Genomic DNA, 17,225 nt, shown 5'->3' on the forward strand with positions numbered 1-17,225 from the left:
TCTTGAAACGACTGGATGTACTGGTAACCTACGATGTGGAAACCACGACCCTCGAGGGGAGGTCGCGACTGCGGCGGGTAGCTCAGGTTTGTAAGAACTTCGGTCAACGGGTGCAGTTTTCCGTGTTTGAGCTTAGGGTAACGGAGGCCCAGCTTGAGGAGTTTGAGGCGAAACTGCTTGACATCATAGATCCCGAGAACGACAGCCTCAGGATCTATGTGTTACACGGGGGGCGTGAGCGGAGTTTACGTCAGTATGGCGTAGACCGCTACATCGACTTCGATGACCCTTTGGTTGTGTAGCGCGAACCCTTAGTGGGAGTGAAAATCCTGGGAGGTTCGCGATTCGGGGTTTGAGCCCGTGGGGACATTGAAAACTGGGTCCCGGGAATTATTGCTCGGGGTTATAGTGAAGGTGCACGAAGTAGGTTCGCGATTTTGCGATCAACGACCCTGATGTTTACGCTGTATATAGCGTATGCCGTTGCACCGGCCCTTCGGGGCCGGTGAGGATTGAAACCAGGCGCCTACCACGGGCCGGTCCTCGTGGTCTGGGGCAGTTGCACCGGCCCTTCGGGGCCGGTGAGGATTGAAACACGAGGCCGCGAGCCGCCTCCGCATGCAGCTCGAGGTTGCACCGGCCCTTCGGGGCCGGTGAGGATTGAAACGGCAAAACCGGGATGGTAGCTACACCCTACCCACCGTTGCACCGGCCCTTCGGGGCCGGTGAGGATTGAAACTCATGAGGGAGGGGGAGAGTAGATGCGGTACGCGCTGTTGCACCGGCCCTTCGGGGCCGGTGAGGATTGAAACGCGGGGGTCGCGCACCGGGCGGACGCGGGGGACCTGTTGCACCGGCCCTTCGGGGCCGGTGAGGATTGAAACATCGAGGGCACCGCGTACACGACCCGACCCATCCGGGTTGCACCGGCCCTTCGGGGCCGGTGAGGATTGAAACTCGACCCGCAACGGCAACGCCCCGTCGTACGTGATGGTTGCACCGGCCCTTCGGGGCCGGTGAGGATTGAAACACCAGGACCTGCACCTCCCCCCGTGCGTACGCTTGTTGCACCGGCCCTTCGGGGCCGGTGAGGATTGAAACGGTAACGCTGTAATGAACTTGGATCTTTACGCGAGTTGCACCGGCCCTTCGGGGCCGGTGAGGATTGAAACGCGTTAGGTTTGGTTTTGGCGGGGGTCCTCACGGGTTGCACCGGCCCTTCGGGGCCGGTGAGGATTGAAACCGCTCTAGAATCGATACTGTAAACCTCGTCAATTGGTTGCACCGGCCCTTCGGGGCCGGTGAGGATTGAAACCTGGATGACCGCGCGGCGCTCACCGCGTTGTGCGGGTTGCACCGGCCCTTCGGGGCCGGTGAGGATTGAAACAGGCGTGGGGGGGTGGGGCTTGCGCTGGTGTATCGCGTTGCACCGGCCCTTCGGGGCCGGTGAGGATTGAAACTTGAGGGCTTCCCACACGCTCATGCCTGGCCTCCCGTTGCACCGGCCCTTCGGGGCCGGTGAGGATTGAAACATCATGCAGCACCCCGACTGGCGTAAGTACCTGGCGTGTTGCACCGGCCCTTCGGGGCCGGTGAGGATTGAAACGTGCGGGATCGCCTCATGGCCCTCTCCGGGGAGCGTTGCACCGGCCCTTCGGGGCCGGTGAGGATTGAAACATACCCAGTCTAAACTCACGTGACTTGACATACAGGTTGCACCGGCCCTTCGGGGCCGGTGAGGATTGAAACGTGTGTTTGTGGGGGAATTCAATCTCCAAGGAGACGGGTTGCACCGGCCCTTCGGGGCCGGTGAGGATTGAAACCCCGCCGCGTTTGCCACGCGGCCAAACGTCCTGGCGAGTTGCACCGGCCCTTCGGGGCCGGTGAGGATTGAAACGCGCTTGGACGGGCGGGGGCCTTGACGGGCAGGGGCGTTGCACCGGCCCTTCGGGGCCGGTGAGGATTGAAACACGGGGTGCCCGCGCACGTGCCCAGCCTGAGCGAGTTGCACCGGCCCTTCGGGGCCGGTGAGGATTGAAACCTTGTACCGAGTCCAAGCGTTGATGCTCATGGCATGTTGCACCGGCCCTTCGGGGCCGGTGAGGATTGAAACCTGCCGGCTCAGCTGGGGGGCGGCGAAAAGAATTACGTTGCACCGGCCCTTCGGGGCCGGTGAGGATTGAAACAAAGCGCACGCCCGCACGCGCGGGTTTCGGAACCGGTTGCACCGGCCCTTCGGGGCCGGTGAGGATTGAAACTTGTACCGAGTCCAAGCGTTGATGCTCATGGCATACGTTGCACCGGCCCTTCGGGGCCGGTGAGGATTGAAACGGGAGCCTTGGCACCCGACCTCCTCCCCCACGAAGAGTTGCACCGGCCCTTCGGGGCCGGTGAGGATTGAAACAGGGCCTGCGCGTCGTACGCCTCCAGCTTGGGTTTGTTGCACCGGCCCTTCGGGGCCGGTGAGGATTGAAACGCGCTCAGTCCTTTGCATGCTATACCTCACCTCCACCCTGTTGCACCGGCCCTTCGGGGCCGGTGAGGATTGAAACCCGGGGCCTTGACGGGCACGGGCGAGCCCCGAGCCCGTTGCACCGGCCCTTCGGGGCCGGTGAGGATTGAAACACGGAGATCGCCCAACAGTACGGTTTGGAGTACGAGTGTTGCACCGGCCCTTCGGGGCCGGTGAGGATTGAAACGTCCGCCAGGTGCGGCGCGACGCGGTCCAGGACCCACGTTGCACCGGCCCTTCGGGGCCGGTGAGGATTGAAACTCGTGTTTGCACCGAGTATAACGTTTTGGGTCCTTGTTGCACCGGCCCTTCGGGGCCGGTGAGGATTGAAACCTCAGGCGCGAGCACGGCAGGCCTCCAGCAGCTCGAGTTGCACCGGCCCTTCGGGGCCGGTGAGGATTGAAACGGTGAGTCCGCTACCGAGCGGGATGTGCTTGCCTACGTTGCACCGGCCCTTCGGGGCCGGTGAGGATTGAAACACGGCGCTGCTCGAGGTGCAGGACCGGTTGAACCAGTGTTGCACCGGCCCTTCGGGGCCGGTGAGGATTGAAACATCGAGCGGGGGTACCTGTCCCCCATCACGTACTACGTTGCACCGGCCCTTCGGGGCCGGTGAGGATTGAAACTGCCCCTCGAGCACCATGCGCTGGTAGGCGCGCCACGTTGCACCGGCCCTTCGGGGCCGGTGAGGATTGAAACTCCTTGCGGGGGCGCCGGTACCTCGAGGCGCTCTGTTGCACCGGCCCTTCGGGGCCGGTGAGGATTGAAACTGCCATTGCCCGCTGGGGTGGCGTAGGTGCCGGTGTTGCACCGGCCCTTCGGGGCCGGTGAGGATTGAAACCGGGGTGTCAACGAGCAGGCGAAGCGGCTTTTTAAGGTTGCACCGGCCCTTCGGGGCCGGTGAGGATTGAAACCCTTCCCGTACCTCGTCGGGTACGCCCGCTTGCCCCACGTTGCACCGGCCCTTCGGGGCCGGTGAGGATTGAAACTTCACGCCGTGCGCGTCCTGCACGAGAAGCACGCGGGTTGCACCGGCCCTTCGGGGCCGGTGAGGATTGAAACGCCCAGCGGCGCAGCGTGGGCTCGCTCACCCCGAGGGGTTGCACCGGCCCTTCGGGGCCGGTGAGGATTGAAACTTCACGCCGTGCGCGTCCTGCACGAGAAGCACGCGGGTTGCACCGGCCCTTCGGGGCCGGTGAGGATTGAAACCCCTAGGTTGCGGTCGGTAAAAAAGACGCTCAAGCGTTGCACCGGCCCTTCGGGGCCGGTGAGGATTGAAACAGGGTTGGTGATCGTTTTGAGGTACGCACGTAAGCGGTTGCACCGGCCCTTCGGGGCCGGTGAGGATTGAAACTCGAGCCGCGCGAGCTCCCCCTCCACCACGTTCACGTTGCACCGGCCCTTCGGGGCCGGTGAGGATTGAAACACATAGCGCCTGAGTTTCTTGCGTGCGAGTACGCCTTCCAGCTCAGCAAAGAGGGGCGGCGAGATCAGCAAGTTGTAAAACCCAGCCCGCCATGCCGTGAGCAGCCGCCCCGGGTTGCTTTCTCTTTTGATCAGCGCGCTGACGTAGACGTTGGTGTCAAGAACCAGCCTCAACGCTTGCGCCCTTTAGAGCGTGAAGCACGCCGCACCTCTTGGACAGCTTCGAGGGCGATCCGCATAGCCTCTTCTTCGGACAAGTCGGCGTTTCGCTCTGATTGCTCTTGCCACAGCCGATCGAGTTCGCGGAAGGCCAACTCCCGACGAATAAGCCAGCGGAGCGCTTCAATGCGCGAGGTGCGCATGCTCCGCCTCAGCTTCTCCAAGCCCTCGAAGACGTCGTCCGGCACGGTTAGTTGCTTCACCGCCCCCATTATACGGGCTCCCCCCCTTCCGCTACGTTCCCAGCCTTACGCACCAAGCCGCCTCACCCCCTCGTGTTGCACCCGCCCTTCGGGGCCGGTGAGGATTGAAATGCGGAAGCCGCGGACGTGCACGCCCAGCGCAAGAACAAGGATGAGCATGAGGAGGAAGGCGAGCCGTGCCCCGAGCGGGGGCGGTGGGTGCGGCTTAATTAAGGAACCCTTATTTCTTGAATTTTTCCAGGCGGCTCACCATCGTGTCCGAGACGAACACCACCCCGGAATGCTTGTTCAAAAAGGGTGCGAGCCCCTCGAGGATCGACAGCGCTTTTTCTTCAGGCATTACCGACACCACCATCGCCAGGGTGTCCTCCTCGTTAAAGAGGAGGTGCCCCTCGTGAAACCCGTGGCTTCCTTTACCCGAAAGGTTAAAGATGGACGATGGTGTACCCGCTCACGTCCGCCTTTTCGAGCAGGTCCAGCACGAAGTTCAGGTCCTCCCCTCGCACGATGATCTCCACCTTCTTCATGGGGTAGAGTTTAAGGCCCTTCATAGAAAACGGGCGCGGTAGACCGTCGGCTTTAGCCGACGGAGGAATGCGCCCTCACCTCCTTTCGCATTTCGTGCAGACCCTTACGGTGCGTTGCACCTTGAAGCCCACCCTCGAACAGGCCGAGGCCCTGGAGGCCACGGCCAAGCGTTTCGCCGAAGGGTGCAACCACGTCTTGCGGGTCGCTAAGCGCACGGGCACCTTTCGCCGCTTTGCGCTGCACCGCCTGGTTTACCGGGACCTCCGGGCGATGGGGCTTTCCGCTAACCTCGCCGTGCAGGCCATCGCTCGGGTGGTGAGGCGTAAGGGGCAACGGGCCAAGCACTACCAGGCTACGTCCTGTGACTACGACCGGCCTAGGCACACCAGCCGGACCTGTTCCCGGTGCGGCCACACCTCCAAGGCCAGCCGCCGGAGCCAGGCCCGTTTCCGTTGCGAGGCTTGCGGGTTCCAGCACAACGCGGACTGGGTGGCGAGCGTGAATATCGCCCGGAGGGCGTTGGCCCAAGGAGCGGGCTCCGCGGGCCCGGGCCACGGTCAGCTGGCCCTGATGCTGGGGCATCGTCTTGAGCGCCTTCACCTCCCGGCAAGCTGACGGCTTTAGCCGTCAGTAGCTGACCAATGAGGACAAGCTGGGGCTCGACGTGATCTACATTCAAGCAAAGCAGTGGAGCAATCCCGTGGGATGCCCGGAAGTACGGAAATTTGTCGGCGCGTTGCATGGAAAGAAGGCTAGGAAGGGCGTGTTCATCACTACGTCTAGCTTCACAAAAGAAGCGCATGATTTCGTCAAACACCTGGATCCAAAGGTGGTGCTGATCGATGGGGAAACTCTAGCGCGCTTAATGATAGAGCACAACGTGGGTGTAACCGTTAAATCGGTCTACGAACTGAAAGCGGTGGATCGTGATTTCTTCGAGGAGCCCTCTTAAAAACGGGCCGCTGAAGAGGGGTAAGGGCAACCCCTGATTCTTTTCAGTCCCAGTCGAGTCAAATCTTGGGGTGGGTTGGACGAGCGGTGCTTGCGCGCATGCTTGCCGTTGATGGAGGTAGGGGCTCGAGCCGCTCGGTGGCATGCCCACGCGGCTCAGCACGGCCTGCAGCTCTGCTTCGATGATATGGAATCGAGGCGGAGGGGACCCGCTCGCTGCCGAGCGTTTTGGGTGGAGGAGCGTTCTGGGATGTGCTACTGCGTTGGGGCGGGTTTGCAAGGCGGGTAAAGGTGGGTGCGGGTGAGGATCCGATAATATAGGTGAGTATGCGTGTGATCGTCGTAGGCACGCGAGGTAGCGCCCTAGCCCTGACGCAGACCCGCTGGGTCGTGGAGCGCTTGAAGGAGCAGTGGCCGGAAGCGGAGTTTAAGATCAAGACCATCCAGACCCGCGGGGACCGGGGGGCGCCCCCCACGGACCGGGACATCTTCGTCAAGGAACTCGAGGAAGCCCTGCTGCGCGGCGAGATCGATATCGCGGTGCACTCCTTGAAGGACTTGCCTACCGAGCAGCCTGAGGGGCTTGTGATCGCATCGATCCCGAAGCGGGTGGATCCGCGGGATGTCTTCATTGGGCGGAACGGAATCCGGCGGCTCGAGGACCTGCCCGAGGGCGCAGTGGTGGGTACGAGCTCGGTGCGTCGGAAGGCGCAGTTGCTCGCGTACCGTCCGGACCTGGTGGTGCGGGAGCTGCGGGGGAACGTGGACACGCGCCTTTCCGCGCTGGGTTCCGGGGAGTTCGACGGGATTATTTTGGCTGCGGCGGGGTTGTTGCGTTTGGACCTCCGGAACCGGATTGATGCCTTCATCGATCCGAAGATCATGCTGCCCGCGCCGGGGCAGGGCGCGTTGGCCCTCGAGGTGCGCGAGGGGGACGATATCGCGGATGAGTTGGCGTACAGCATTCACCATCACCCGACGGACGACCGCACGACCGCGGAGCGTTCTTTCCTGCATCATTTGGGGGCGGGGTGCCTCGCGCCGGTGGGGGCGCTCGCGCACGTGGAGGAGGACGGGACGCTGCGCTTGGAGGGCGTGGTGGTGGCGCCGGACGGCTCCTCGATGATTCACGGGGAGATCGAGGGGGATGCGGAGGAGGCGTGGGAGCTTGGTGCGGAGCTCGCGCGGGACATCCTCGAGCAGGGGGGGAAGCGGATCCTGGAGGGGTTGCGGTTAGAGCAGTAGCGCTCAGGGCACGCGGCGAATCTAATCTAATCGGCTCGGGATTTGGCAATTCTTCCTGCGGCTGGGTATACTGGGCCCAAGATGGCGATGAAGCGCTTGACCCGCCAACGCAAGGCCGTGCTCGAGGTGGTCCAGCGCGCGCGGAACCACCCGGACGCCGCCTGGATCTACCAGGAGGTGCGTAAGCTCGTGCCCACGATCAGTTTGGGCACCGTGTACCGCACCTTGGACGCGTTGGTGGAGGAAGGGTATTTGGTGCCGATCAGCCGGGGCGGGGAGGCCACCCGGTACGACGCGAACCGGAAGCCGCACTACCACCTGATCTGCACGAGCTGCGGGGAGATCGTGGACCTCGAGGTGGAACTTCCGGAGCTTGTGGGGGCTGCGCGGGCAGCGTACCCGGAGCATGAGATTCGCGCGGCGCACGTGGAGTTCGAGGGCGTGTGCGCCGCATGCCGTGACCGGCTCGCGTCTTAGATGCTCGAGTGGTTGAACGCGCTCCAGCTGCAAGGGGTTCGCCCTGGCCTGGGGCGCATTCGTGCGTTGCTGGCGCGCCTGGGGCATCCGGAGCGCGCCTTTCCTGCCGTGGTTGTGGGGGGCACGAACGGGAAGGGCTCGGTCACGCGGGCGTTGGGGGGCATTCTAGAGGCGGCGGGGTACCGCGTGGGCGTGTACACCAGCCCGCACCTGGTGCGGTTTAACGAGCGTATTCGCGTGGGCGGTGAGGAGATCCAGGACGCGGAGCTCGCGGCGCTGCTCGAGGAGGTCCGGCCGCATGCGGAGGCGGTGGGGGCCTCGTACTTTGAGGTGGCGACCGTGCTGGCCCTCGTGCACTTCGCGCGGCGGGGGGTGGACTGGGCGGTCCTCGAGGTGGGGATGGGGGGGCGGTTCGACGCGACGAACGCCGTGGACCCGGTGCTTTCGGTGATCACGAACGTGGGGTTGGACCACCAGCGCTGGCTGGGGGCGACGCTCGCCCAGATCGCGCGGGAGAAGGCCGGCATCCTGCGCCCTGGGCGTTCGGCCTTGACCGCGGCGCGGGGGGAAGGGCTTCGAGTGTTGCGGGAGGAGGCCGGGCGCGTGGGGGCTAGGTTGCTCGTGCTGGGGGAGGCGTTTGCGCTGGAGGGGGTGGCCCTGGGGCCTGAAGGGGTCGCGTTCACGCTGGCGTACGAGGGGCGGCACCGGCTGCGGGCCCCGGTTTTGGGGGCGCACCAGGCGGAGAACCTGGCCCTCGCGGCGGTGGCCGCGCGGCGGCTGGGGGTGGGGTGGGCGGCGGTGCGGTCCGGCCTGGAGCGGTTTATGCACCCGGGGCGGATGGAGTACCTGCCGGAGCGGCGGTTGCTGCTGGACGGGGCGCACAACCCGGACGGGGCGCGGGCGCTGGGGCGGGCGCTGGAGGCGCACTTTTCAGGCTGGCCCCGAACCCTGGTCCTCGCGCTTTCTGAGGACAAGGACCCCCGGGCGTTCGCGGCGGCCTTTAGGGAGTGTTTCGAGCGGGTGGTGGTGACCCGGTACGCCGCGCCGCGTGCCATGGACCCGGCGGCCTTACACGCGCACTTTCCGGGCGCGGAGGTCGTGGAGGAATCGGCGAAGGCCCTCGAGCGGGCGTTGGCCGTGACGCCCCCGGAGGGACTGGTGGTGGTGGCGGGGAGCCTGTACCTGGTGGGGGAGGTCAAACGGTACCTGGCGGGGCTCGAGCCGGAGGTGCGGTGGCAGTAAGGGGCTCCCGGTGGGGAACCCTTTGCGGTTACGGTTTTTTACACGTAGGCCGCGTACACAAGGGCTACGACCAGGCCGTAGACGGCGTGCCCGAGGAGTTGGCCTGCGGCTGTGGCGGGGCCGGCGCGCATCTGGGGGGGCGGGGGTGCATGCGCATCATCATTGGGGTGGCGAGGATCGCGATGACCCCGTGCACGAGGCCGTACAGGATCCCCCATCCGGCGGTGGGGTTCCCGAGCTCAGCGCTCCAGAGCCCAGCGTACACCAGGGTGAAGACCGCTCCCATGAGGAAGTGCATCACGGCCCCGATCCCGCGCGCGGAGCTCGGGGTTTCCGTGAACATGGTGCCCAGCATGCCCATCACGTCCATCTTGGGTAGGCCCATCGCGGGGGCCATGTACATGAGGATCGTCATCACCGCGGTGCCGATGAGTCCGGCAATAATCGCGCCTACCAGGTCCATAACTGCACCTTCTTATAGTATAGGATTGCTTCTATAATAGAATAAATGAAGGCAAGATGTGTAGTTTAGCGTACCGCTCCGCTTCTTTCGGGGCATCTGGTAAGCTGCGGTCGTGACGCGAACCGCGTACGTCGCCCTCGGCTCCAACCTCGGGGACCGCGCCGGGTACCTGCTCGCCGCGCTTAGCGCGCTCGGCCGGACCGAAAACATCCGGCTTGCCCGGCTCTCCCGCGTCTACGAGACCGCCCCCGTAGGCCCAAGCGGTCAGGGGCCCTACCTGAACCTGGTGGCCGAGATCGAGACCCGCCTCGAGCCCCAACCCCTCCTCCAGACCCTGCTCGGGATCGAGCGCCGCCTGGGCCGGGTACGCCGCGAGCGGTGGGGGCCTCGCACGATCGACCTGGACCTGCTGCTGTACGCGGACGTGGTGCTGGACGCGGAGGCGCTCACCCTGCCGCACCCGCGCCTGCACGAGCGGGCCTTCGTCCTCGCGCCCCTGTGTGACCTGATCCCGGACGCGGTGCACCCCCGGCTGGGGCGCACCTACCGGGCGTTGCTCGAGGCGGTAGGGCGGGTGGGCGTGCGGGTGTGGCGGCCCTAACGCGCGCGGTGGGTCTCGGCGTACACGTCGCGGAACACCCCGGGGATGGGAGCGTGCGGCTTGTGCACCCGCACCGTGACCGCCTCGGCGCGCGCGAAGCGCGCCAGGATCTCTCCCGCGAGCCGGTCCGCGAGCGCCTCGATGAGGTAGAAGCGCTCGCCCGTCACGACCTCCGCGACGGTTGCGTACACCGCCGCGTAGTCTACGGTCTCCTCGATCCGGTCCCCCCGCCCTTCGAAGGGCACCTCGAGCTCCACGTCCACCACGAACCGCGCGCCGAGCGTGCCCTCCTCCGGCTTGACCCCGTGCCGCCCGTAGAACTCGAGGCCCTGCATCACGATCCGGCCCATCACCGCCCCCCCTCGAGCGCTTCCCAGACCGCGAGGGCCTCGCGGTGCGCCCGCACGTCGTGCACCCGGAGGATATGCGCCCCGCGCGCCGCGCCGTAAAGGTGCGCCGCGACCGTGCCCAGGACGCGCTCGGCTGGGGCTTCGACGCCCGTGAGCTCCCCGATCATGCGTTTCCGGCTCGCGCCGAGCAGGACCGGGTGCCCCAGGGCCGCGAGCTCGTCCAAGCGGCGGATCAGCTCGAGGTTGTGCTCGAGGCGCTTGCCGAACCCGATCCCCGGGTCGAGCACCACCTGAGGGACGCCCGCCTCGATGGCCCGCGCGGCTTGGCGAGCGAGGAAGGCCTTGACCTCGGCGACCACGTCGTCGTAGTGGGCGTGCTGCATCATCGTTTGGGGGTCCGGTACGGGCATGTGCATGATCACCACGGGCACCCGGTACCGCGCGGCGAGCTCGAGCATGCGCGCGTCGCGCAGGCCGGTCACGTCGTTGAGGAGGTGCGCGCCCAGCTCGAGCGCTGCCTGAGCCACCTCGGGCTTGCGGGTGTCGACGCTGATGGGGACCCCGAGCTCGAGGAGGGCTTCTAGGAGCGGGAGCACCCGGCGCTTCTCCTCCTCGACCGGCACCGGTTGGGCGCCGGGGCGGGTGGACTCGCCGCCCAGGTCGATCAGGTCCGCGCCTTCCGCGATCATCCGGCGGGCCTGGAGGAGGGCGGCCTCCACCGTGAGGTACCGCCCGCCGTCGGAGAAGGAGTCCGGGGTGACGTTCAGCACTCCCATGAGGCGAACGCGCGTGAGGTCGAGGGCGTGCTCGCGAAGCTCGAGAACCACGAGGGCATTATACGCCCCGGGCTTCTATACCTATACTGGGGCCAATGCGAGCGTTTACGACCGCGTGGTACCTTTCGCTTTCCGCCTACTGGTTCGCGACGAGCTTCAAGTGGTTCCTGGTGCTGCTCGCCCTGCTCCCGGCGCGCGTGGCCGCCGTGGTGCCGGAGGGGGAGAAGAACGCGAAGCTCGGGCTGCTCCTCGCGGTGGGCGCGGTGATGGCCCTGGTGGGGCCGCCGGTCATGGGGTACCTTTCGGATCGGTTCCCCACCCGTTGGGGCCGGCGCCTGCCGTATTTGGTGGTGGGCAGCCTGGTCACGGCGCTGGCGCTGGTCCTCATGGCGCACGCGCCGAGTTACGCGGCGTTGTTCCTGGCGTTCCTGCTTTTGCAGGTGGGGGATGACCTCGCGACGGGGCCGTACTCCGCCTTGATCCCGGACCTGGTGCCTAGGGACCGGCGCGGTGCGGCCTCCGGGTGGATGGGGGCGCTGCAGCTGGTGGCGCAGGTCGCGGCGGGCGGGGTGGGGGTGCTGGCCCCCAACCCGGTGGGGTTGTTCTACCTGATCGCGCTGGTGAACCTCCTGGCGGCCGCGTGGACCGCGGCGGTGATCCGCGAGCCGGTGGGGGTCCCACCGCGCCGCGAGGCGTTCGTGGCGAGCCTGCTGGCCCCCTGGCGGAGCCCGAACTTCCGTTGGGTGTGGGCCACTCGGTTTCTGGTGATGTTCGGTCAGTACGCGGTGCAGACCTACCTGCAGTTCTACCTGGCGGACGTGGTGCGCACCTTTGCGGCCTTTGGGCGCACGTTGGCCCGCGAGGCCTTCCAGGCAGTGGCCCTGCTGGGCCTGTTGATCAGCCTGGGGGGCGCGTTGAGCGCGGTGCCCGCCGGGCGGGTGAGCGACCGGCTGGGGCGCAAGGCGGTGATCTACGCGAGCGGCGGGGTGCTCGCGCTGACCTTCGCGCCGCTACTGCTCTACCCGCGGTTCGACGTGCTGATCGGCTTGAGCGTGGTGTTCGGCCTGGCGTTCGGTGCGTACCTCGCGGTGGATTGGGCGCTCGCGGCGGATGTGCTGCCCAACCCGAAGGCGCACGCGACCGACATGGGCATCTGGCAGACCTCGATCGTGCTGCCGCAGGTCCTCGCCGGTAGCCTCGGAGGGGTGGTGGACCGGATGAACCAGGCGGAGGCGGGGAGCGGGTACGCGGCGGTGTTTGTGCTCGCGGCCCTGGCCTTCTTTGCCGGGACCGTGCTCGTGCGTCAGGTGCGGGGGGTGCGCTAGGGCGGGGTGTGGGCGGCCTTGAATAAGGATGCAGCCTCCGTTAGGATTACCGTAGTGCCGCATTGCATGGAGGCTAGCGATGCAGACCTTGTTGCGAGTATCCAGGGCGATCGACGCTCTGAACGAACGGATCGGCCGGCTGATGTACTGGCTGGTCCTCTTCATGGTTGTGATCGGCGTGTACAACGCGGTCACGCGGAAGCTCGGCCAGTACACCGGCGTCTCCCTGAGCTCGAACGCGTACCTCGAGCTGCAGTGGTACCTGTTTAGCCTGCTGTTCTTGTGGGGCGCGGCGTACACCTTGAAGCACAACGCGCACGTGCGGGTCGACGTGATTTACGCGCAGCTCTCCTCCAGGAAGCGCGCCTGGATCGACCTGCTGGGCGCGGTGTTCTTCCTGATCCCGTTCTCGTTGCTGGTGATCTGGGTGTCCTGGCCGATGGTGAGTAACTCCTGGGCGGTCCTCGAGGTCTCGCCCGACCCGGGGGGGTTGCCGCGGTACCCGATCAAGACGGCGATCCCGGTGGCGTTCGTGCTGCTGTTGCTTCAGGGCGTGTCCGAGGCGATCAAGCGAGTGGCGGTCTTGCGGGGCGTGCTGAGCCTTGAGGAAGAAGGCGGGGAGGGGTGGGCCTGATGTACATCGAGGATCTGATCCCTCCCTTGATGTTCCTTGGGGCGTTGGTCTTGATCTTCACCGGGTACCCGGTGGCCTTCGCCCTGGGGGGCACGGCCCTCATCTTCGCGTTTATTGGGATTCAGCTCGACCTCTTTAGCTTCGCGCTCCTACAGGCCCTACCCGAGCGGATCTTCTTCACGATGCAGAACTTCACGCTCCTCGCGGTGCCGTTTTTTATTTTCATGGGCACCGTGCTGGAGAAGTCGGGTCTGGCGGAGGACCTGTTGAAAACCATGGGGATGCTGTTCGGGCCGCTTCGGGGCGGCCTGGCGATCTCCGTGGTGGTGGTGGGGACGCTGCTCGCGGCGGCCACGGGCGTGGTGGGCGCGACCGTGGTGGCGATGGGCTTGATCTCCCTGCCAGTAATGCTGCGCTACGGGTATTCCAAGGAACTCGCGAGCGGGATCATCACCGCGTCGGGCACCCTGGGGCAGGTGATCCCGCCGAGCATCGTGCTGATCGTGCTCGCGGACCAGCTCGGGGTCTCGGTGGGGGATTTGTTCTTCGGGTCGTTCATCCCCGGCCTGCTCCTTTCGGGGATGTACATCCTGTACACCGTGTACGTGGCGATCGTACGCCCCAAGGCCGCGCCGGCCCTGCCCCTCGAGGTGCGCAGCGTTTCGGGGTGGCGGCTGGCGGCGCAGGTGATGCGGGTCATGGTCCCGCCGTTGTTCTTGATCCTGGTGGTGCTGGGCACGATCTTCTGGGGTTGGGCCACGCCCACCGAGGCCGGGGCGTTCGGGGCGCTGGGTGCGATCTTCCTCGCGGCCGTGAACCGGCGGCTCACCCTCGCGGCGCTTAAGGAGGCGATGGACGCGACCGCGCGGCTTTCGAGCATGGTCATGATGATCCTGGTGGGCTCGACCGCGTTCAGCCTGGTCTTCCGCGGGGTGTACGGCGACGTGTGGGTGGAGGACCTCCTCACGAACCTGCCCGGGGGTGAGATCGGCTTCTTGATCGTCGCGAACCTGGTGATCTTCATCCTGGGCTTCTTCATCGACTTCTTCGAGATCGCCTTCATCGTGTTGCCGCTCTTGGCCCCGGCTGCGAGCACCTTGCTCGCCCCGATGTTTGGGGGGGATGCGGACCTAGCGCTGGTGTGGTTTGGCGTGATGGTAGGGATGAACCTCCAAACCTCCTTCCTCACCCCGCCCTTCGGGTTCTCCCTCTTTTACCTGCGCGGCGTGGCTCCGCCGGAGGTGAAGACCGGCCACATCTACCGCGGTGCGATTCCCTTCATTGTGATCCAGCTGGTGGGGCTGCTCCTCATCATCCTCTTCCCGAAGCTGGTGATCTGGCTGCCCCAGCTGCGCTACGGCGTGGTGGGGTAGGCGCAGCTCGAGAAAGGAAAGGACCGCCCCCCTCCACCGGGAGGGGGGCGGCGCGATCGCTAGGCGTTAGACCTTCGGGAAGGCGAACTGCGCGTAGCTCAGCTCGGCGGTGGCGTGCCAGCGGTAGTTCTCCTCGCGGAACTTCTTCCACGACTCGAAGATCTCGCGGAAGGTCTTGTCCTGGCTGGCCATCTCCTCGTACAACTCGAAGGCCTGCTTCTCCGCCTCGCGCAGCACGTCGTTCGGGTACTTGCGCAGCTTGGTGCCCTGGGCCAGGAGGCGCTTGAGGGCCGCGGGGTTCTGCGCGTCGTACTTGGCCATCATGCGCACGTTCGCCGCGGCGGCCGCGCTCTTGATGGTTTCCTGCACGTCCTTGGGCAGGGACTCCCAGGTCTTCAGGTTGACGTACAGGTTCAGCTGCGGGGCGGGCTCCCACCAGCCGGGGTAGTAGTAGAACTGGGCGACCTTGTGGAACCCGAGCTTTTCGTCGTCGTAAGGGCCGACCCACTCGGTCGCGTCGATCACGCCACGCTCGAGAGCCGGGAAGATCTCCGGCGCGCCGAGTACCTGCACGTCCACGCCGAGACGGCTCATCACCTTGCCGCCCAGGCCGGGAATGCGCATCTTCAGGCCCTTGAGGTCCTCGAGGTCGTTGATCTCGCGGCGGAACCAGCCGCCCATCTGCACCCCGGTGTTCCCGGCGGGGAAGCCGATCACCCCGAAGTCGGCGTAGAACTTATTCATCAGCTCGCCGCCCCCGCCGAAGTACCACCAGGCGTTCTGCTGGCGGACGGTCAGGCCGAAGGGCAGCGTGGTGTCGAAGGCGAAGGTCGGGCTTTTACCGATGTAGTAGTAGCTCGCGGTGTGGCCGAGGTCCACCGTGCCCTGCTGCACCGCGTCGAGAACCTGGAGGGCGCCAACGATCTCGTTCGCGGCGAAGGGACGGATCTCAACCATCCCGTCGGTGGCGGCCTTGACGAAGTCCGCCACGTCCTGCGCGCCACCGTAGATCGTGTCCAGGCTCTTGGGCCAGCTGGTGGCCATGCGCAACCGGAAGCGCCGCCGGGTTTGGGCGTAGACGGGGCCGAACACGGTGCTCGCGGCAACACCCGCCGCTGCCTTTTTGATAAATTCACGCCGCTTCATCACTATCCTCCCTCAAGCTTAGGGTATTGGGTTGTGGTACGGGGTGATTATATGCGAGCCCGTGAAAAAAACGCAAGCGCGTGCCCCTTTCCCGCACGAGAAGATACGCTTCGGGGGCGGCGGGGGCTAGGGCACGATGTGGAAGAAGGTCTCGCGCACGTCGCGCAGCCGCGCGGCGCTTTTCTCGATGAAGAGCGCGGTGTGCCGGTTCAGCCCGTCGCTTTGGAACACCCCCCGGAACCGCACCGAGGCGGGGGCTGGGGTGCTCGTGTAGATCGCCCGGACCCGCTGCACCCCGGTCGGGAAGCTCACCTCGTACCGGTAGCGCGCTCCCGGCGGGGGCAGGGTGTGCGTGCCCGCGGGCAGGAAGAGGTTCCGCTCGAACTCCTCCGCGCGGCCGTCCTCGTCCACCGCGACCAGCGTGACGTACCCCGCTTGCCGCAGCGTGATCACGAACTGTACTGGCTCCCCCACCCGGTACACCGCGCCCGGGCCGCGGGTGGGTTCGAAGCGCGTGATCACGTCGGCGAGCTCCAGCCCGAACTCGATGCGGAGCGAAACGTCCCCGGGGCGTAGGGTAACGGTGCACGCGGAAAGGATGAGGGCGAAAAGGCCCAAGGCAAGCCCTCGCTTCATGGCCACCTCCTCCCCTAGTCTAAGGGGCGGCATGAGCGGGCCGCGCGAGTTTTAAGGATCCGTGAAGAGCGGGGCCTGCGCGACCGGCGCGAACCGCCGCCGGTGCACCGGGCTCGGGCCTAGGCGCGCCAGGGCCTCGAGGTGCGCCCGGGTCCCGTACCCCTTGTGCTGCGCGAACCCGTACCCGGGGTACGCCCGATCCAACTCCCTCATGATCCGATCCCGCGTGACCTTGGCCAGGATCGAGGCCGCGGCGACCGTCACGCTTTTCTCCTCGGCCTTAGGCACGGCGGTGAGGGGCAGGTCGGTCTCGAGGAACAAGTAATCCGTGATCAGGTGGTCGGGGCGCGCCTCGAGGGCGGCCAGGGCACGGTGCGCTGCGAGGTGCGTGGCTTTAAGGACCCCGAGCGCGTCCACCTCCCCTGCCTCCGCGACCCCCACCGCGTACGCCAGGGCGGTGCGCTCGAGCCGGGCGAGGAGGGCCTCGCGCGTCTTGGGGGGGCAGGCCTTCGAGTCCCGAAAGGGGTGCGGTCCCGGGGGCAGGATCACCGCCCCCACGACGATCGGCCCCGCGAGCGCGCCGCGCCCGGCCTCGTCCACGCCGCAGACCACGAGGCCGTCGCGCCAGAGGGGAAGCTCGAGGCCGGCCATGCCTCTTATCGTAGCAGTCCCGTCGCCGAACCGCTTCCGGGTGGCAGGTATGTAGCGCAATTAACGGAACGAGCCCGCTTTCGCGAGGCAGAGTAAGGCCGTATGTTGAAAGTAGCGGTGGTTATCCTAGCGGACACGGAGACTCGAGGGGACCTCGGCCGCCTGGCGAACGCGCTGGAGGCTGCACGCGAGCTGAAGGAGGCCGGGGACGAGGTCAAGGTCCTCTTCGACGGTGCGGGCACCAAGTGGGTCCCGGTGCTCGCCGACCCGGCGCACAAGTACCACCGTACCTTCACCGAGCTGCGGGAGGTGGTGGCCGGGGCGTGTGCCTACTGCGCGCGGGCCTTCGGGGTGCTCGATCAGGTGGAGGCCGCGGGCGTGCCGCTGTTGAAGGAGTACCGGGACCACCCGAGCCTGCGCGGCTTGATGGCTGAAGGGTACCGGGTGCTGACCTTCTAGGCGCCCGGG

At 66.2% G+C, this 17,225-nt stretch carries 20 protein-coding genes, 1 pseudogene and 1 CRISPR repeat array; of the genes and pseudogenes, 11 read left to right on the forward strand and 10 right to left on the reverse strand.

The features are described 5' to 3' along the window. Window positions 1-2 precede the first annotated feature (2 nt). Window positions 3-302: a CRISPR-associated endonuclease Cas2 gene (cas2, locus tag MARKY_RS01440; RefSeq protein WP_013703096.1), complete on the forward strand. Its 300-nt coding sequence runs from the start codon at window positions 3-5 to the stop codon at window positions 300-302. Between the two features lie 180 nt (window positions 303-482). After that, window positions 483-3,938: a CRISPR direct-repeat array (repeat unit 37 nt; unit sequence GTTGCACCGGCCCTTCGGGGCCGGTGAGGATTGAAAC). 17 nt (window positions 3,939-3,955) lie between these two features. On the opposite strand, the pseudogene MARKY_RS12270 reads toward cas2, so the two are convergent. The 4 genes and pseudogenes from MARKY_RS12270 to MARKY_RS12245 all read right to left on the reverse strand — a co-directional run. After that, window positions 3,956-4,111 (reverse strand): annotated as a pseudogene (locus MARKY_RS12270) (PIN domain-containing protein); the annotation flags it as partial. Then, window positions 4,108-4,368, reverse strand: coding sequence for a ribbon-helix-helix protein, CopG family (locus MARKY_RS01445; RefSeq protein WP_013703097.1), 261 nt, complete (start codon window positions 4,366-4,368; stop codon window positions 4,108-4,110). The gene MARKY_RS01445 and the pseudogene MARKY_RS12270, both read right to left, overlap by 4 nt. A gap of 211 nt (window positions 4,369-4,579) precedes the next feature. Continuing rightward, window positions 4,580-4,792: a P-II family nitrogen regulator gene (locus MARKY_RS12275; RefSeq protein ID WP_425357337.1), complete on the reverse strand. Its 213-nt coding sequence runs from the start codon at window positions 4,790-4,792 to the stop codon at window positions 4,580-4,582. Continuing rightward, window positions 4,785-4,886: a P-II family nitrogen regulator gene (locus tag MARKY_RS12245; protein ID WP_342626874.1), complete on the reverse strand. Its 102-nt coding sequence runs from the start codon at window positions 4,884-4,886 to the stop codon at window positions 4,785-4,787. Before MARKY_RS12245 ends, MARKY_RS12275 begins: the two co-directional genes overlap by 8 nt. Before the next feature lie 67 nt (window positions 4,887-4,953). Between MARKY_RS12245 and MARKY_RS01455 the strand changes: the two genes are divergently transcribed. From MARKY_RS01455 to MARKY_RS01475, 5 genes are all read left to right on the forward strand, one after another. Then, window positions 4,954-5,502, forward strand: coding sequence for a zinc ribbon domain-containing protein (locus MARKY_RS01455; protein ID WP_041657758.1), 549 nt, complete (start codon window positions 4,954-4,956; stop codon window positions 5,500-5,502). Between the two features lie 37 nt (window positions 5,503-5,539). Beyond that, window positions 5,540-5,839 (forward strand): restriction endonuclease, encoded by a 300-nt coding sequence (locus tag MARKY_RS11550; protein ID WP_281004379.1) that lies wholly within the window; start codon window positions 5,540-5,542, stop codon window positions 5,837-5,839. A 326-nt stretch (window positions 5,840-6,165) separates the two neighbouring features. Further along, window positions 6,166-7,083 (forward strand): hydroxymethylbilane synthase, encoded by a 918-nt coding sequence (gene hemC / locus MARKY_RS01465; protein WP_013703098.1) that lies wholly within the window; start codon window positions 6,166-6,168, stop codon window positions 7,081-7,083. A gap of 81 nt (window positions 7,084-7,164) precedes the next feature. Further along, window positions 7,165-7,560 carry a manganese-dependent transcriptional regulator PerR gene (perR, locus tag MARKY_RS01470; protein WP_013703099.1) on the forward strand — a complete coding sequence of 132 codons (396 nt, stop codon included), beginning with the start codon at window positions 7,165-7,167 and terminating at the stop codon, window positions 7,558-7,560. Beyond that, on the forward strand, window positions 7,561-8,802 hold the full coding sequence (locus MARKY_RS01475) for a bifunctional folylpolyglutamate synthase/dihydrofolate synthase (RefSeq protein WP_013703100.1): 1,242 nt from the start codon (window positions 7,561-7,563) through the stop codon (window positions 8,800-8,802). It abuts the gene before it with no gap. Between the two features lie 64 nt (window positions 8,803-8,866). Here the strand turns inward: MARKY_RS01475 and MARKY_RS01480 are convergent, their stop codons facing one another. Further along, window positions 8,867-9,265: a hypothetical protein gene (locus MARKY_RS01480; RefSeq protein ID WP_013703101.1), complete on the reverse strand. Its 399-nt coding sequence runs from the start codon at window positions 9,263-9,265 to the stop codon at window positions 8,867-8,869. A 112-nt stretch (window positions 9,266-9,377) separates the two neighbouring features. Here MARKY_RS01480 and folK point away from each other — a divergent pair, with 112 nt between their 5' ends. Continuing rightward, complete coding sequence (gene folK / locus MARKY_RS01485; RefSeq protein WP_013703102.1) at window positions 9,378-9,866, forward strand: 2-amino-4-hydroxy-6-hydroxymethyldihydropteridine diphosphokinase; 489 nt, start codon at window positions 9,378-9,380, stop codon at window positions 9,864-9,866. Here folK and folB read toward each other — a convergent pair. Together folB and folP are read right to left on the reverse strand one after the other, a co-directional pair. Beyond that, window positions 9,863-10,216, reverse strand: coding sequence for a dihydroneopterin aldolase (gene folB, locus MARKY_RS01490; protein WP_013703103.1), 354 nt, complete (start codon window positions 10,214-10,216; stop codon window positions 9,863-9,865). The two genes, folK and folB, sit on opposite strands and share 4 nt — an antisense overlap. After that, on the reverse strand, window positions 10,216-10,992 hold the full coding sequence (gene folP, locus MARKY_RS01495; RefSeq protein ID WP_052297189.1) for a dihydropteroate synthase: 777 nt from the start codon (window positions 10,990-10,992) through the stop codon (window positions 10,216-10,218). Before folP ends, folB begins: the two co-directional genes overlap by 1 nt. A gap of 95 nt (window positions 10,993-11,087) precedes the next feature. Here folP and MARKY_RS01500 point away from each other — a divergent pair, with 95 nt between their 5' ends. The 3 genes from MARKY_RS01500 to MARKY_RS01510 all read left to right on the forward strand — a co-directional run bounded on the left by MARKY_RS01500 (window position 11,088) and on the right by MARKY_RS01510 (window position 14,324). Continuing rightward, a complete protein-coding gene (locus MARKY_RS01500) occupies window positions 11,088-12,317 on the forward strand; it encodes an MFS transporter (protein ID WP_013703105.1) in 1,230 nt (409 codons plus the stop codon). A gap of 79 nt (window positions 12,318-12,396) precedes the next feature. Beyond that, window positions 12,397-12,951, forward strand: a complete 555-nt coding sequence (locus tag MARKY_RS01505) for a TRAP transporter small permease subunit (protein WP_013703106.1) — start codon at window positions 12,397-12,399, stop codon at window positions 12,949-12,951. Then, window positions 12,951-14,324: a TRAP transporter large permease gene (locus tag MARKY_RS01510; protein WP_013703107.1), complete on the forward strand. Its 1,374-nt coding sequence runs from the start codon at window positions 12,951-12,953 to the stop codon at window positions 14,322-14,324. The genes MARKY_RS01505 and MARKY_RS01510 overlap by 1 nt, the downstream gene beginning before the upstream one ends. A gap of 66 nt (window positions 14,325-14,390) precedes the next feature. Here the strand turns inward: MARKY_RS01510 and MARKY_RS01515 are convergent, their stop codons facing one another. The 3 genes from MARKY_RS01515 to MARKY_RS01525 form a co-directional block, all read right to left on the reverse strand. After that, a complete protein-coding gene (locus tag MARKY_RS01515) occupies window positions 14,391-15,470 on the reverse strand; it encodes a TRAP transporter substrate-binding protein (protein ID WP_013703108.1) in 1,080 nt (359 codons plus the stop codon). A gap of 126 nt (window positions 15,471-15,596) precedes the next feature. Further along, complete coding sequence (locus MARKY_RS01520; protein WP_013703109.1) at window positions 15,597-16,106, reverse strand: DUF4384 domain-containing protein; 510 nt, start codon at window positions 16,104-16,106, stop codon at window positions 15,597-15,599. A gap of 51 nt (window positions 16,107-16,157) precedes the next feature. Beyond that, window positions 16,158-16,757 (reverse strand): ribonuclease HII, encoded by a 600-nt coding sequence (locus tag MARKY_RS01525; protein WP_013703110.1) that lies wholly within the window; start codon window positions 16,755-16,757, stop codon window positions 16,158-16,160. Window positions 16,758-16,859: 102 nt separating this feature from the next. Here MARKY_RS01525 and MARKY_RS01530 point away from each other — a divergent pair, with 102 nt between their 5' ends. Further along, the gene (locus tag MARKY_RS01530; RefSeq protein ID WP_013703111.1) at window positions 16,860-17,216 is read left to right on the forward strand and encodes a DsrE family protein; all 357 of its coding nucleotides are present in this window, start codon (window positions 16,860-16,862) and stop codon (window positions 17,214-17,216) included. The last annotated feature ends 9 nt before the right edge of the window (window positions 17,217-17,225 follow it).

Origin of the sequence: Marinithermus hydrothermalis DSM 14884 (assembly GCF_000195335.1) — a bacterium.
GTDB classification, from domain to species: domain Bacteria; phylum Deinococcota; class Deinococci; order Deinococcales; family Marinithermaceae; genus Marinithermus; species Marinithermus hydrothermalis.

Coding starts and splice junctions, on each gene's coding strand:
- MARKY_RS01475 (WP_013703100.1), top strand. CDS start 7,561: ATGCTCGAGTGGTTGAACGCGCTCCAGCTGCAAGGGGTTCGCCCTGGC.
- MARKY_RS01455 (WP_041657758.1), top strand. CDS start 4,954: ATGCGCCCTCACCTCCTTTCGCATTTCGTGCAGACCCTTACGGTGCGT.
- perR (WP_013703099.1), top strand. CDS start 7,165: ATGGCGATGAAGCGCTTGACCCGCCAACGCAAGGCCGTGCTCGAGGTG.
- MARKY_RS01480 (WP_013703101.1), bottom strand. CDS start 9,265: ATGGACCTGGTAGGCGCGATTATTGCCGGACTCATCGGCACCGCGGTG.
- hemC (WP_013703098.1), top strand. CDS start 6,166: ATGCGTGTGATCGTCGTAGGCACGCGAGGTAGCGCCCTAGCCCTGACG.
- MARKY_RS12245 (WP_342626874.1), bottom strand. CDS start 4,886: ATGAAGAAGGTGGAGATCATCGTGCGAGGGGAGGACCTGAACTTCGTG.
- MARKY_RS01505 (WP_013703106.1), top strand. CDS start 12,397: ATGCAGACCTTGTTGCGAGTATCCAGGGCGATCGACGCTCTGAACGAA.
- MARKY_RS01515 (WP_013703108.1), bottom strand. CDS start 15,470: ATGAAGCGGCGTGAATTTATCAAAAAGGCAGCGGCGGGTGTTGCCGCG.
- MARKY_RS01510 (WP_013703107.1), top strand. CDS start 12,951: ATGTACATCGAGGATCTGATCCCTCCCTTGATGTTCCTTGGGGCGTTG.
- folB (WP_013703103.1), bottom strand. CDS start 10,216: ATGGGCCGGATCGTGATGCAGGGCCTCGAGTTCTACGGGCGGCACGGG.
- MARKY_RS01520 (WP_013703109.1), bottom strand. CDS start 16,106: ATGAAGCGAGGGCTTGCCTTGGGCCTTTTCGCCCTCATCCTTTCCGCG.
- folP (WP_052297189.1), bottom strand. CDS start 10,992: ATGGGAGTGCTGAACGTCACCCCGGACTCCTTCTCCGACGGCGGGCGG.
- MARKY_RS01500 (WP_013703105.1), top strand. CDS start 11,088: ATGCGAGCGTTTACGACCGCGTGGTACCTTTCGCTTTCCGCCTACTGG.
- MARKY_RS01445 (WP_013703097.1), bottom strand. CDS start 4,368: ATGGGGGCGGTGAAGCAACTAACCGTGCCGGACGACGTCTTCGAGGGC.
- MARKY_RS01530 (WP_013703111.1), top strand. CDS start 16,860: ATGTTGAAAGTAGCGGTGGTTATCCTAGCGGACACGGAGACTCGAGGG.
- MARKY_RS01525 (WP_013703110.1), bottom strand. CDS start 16,757: ATGGCCGGCCTCGAGCTTCCCCTCTGGCGCGACGGCCTCGTGGTCTGC.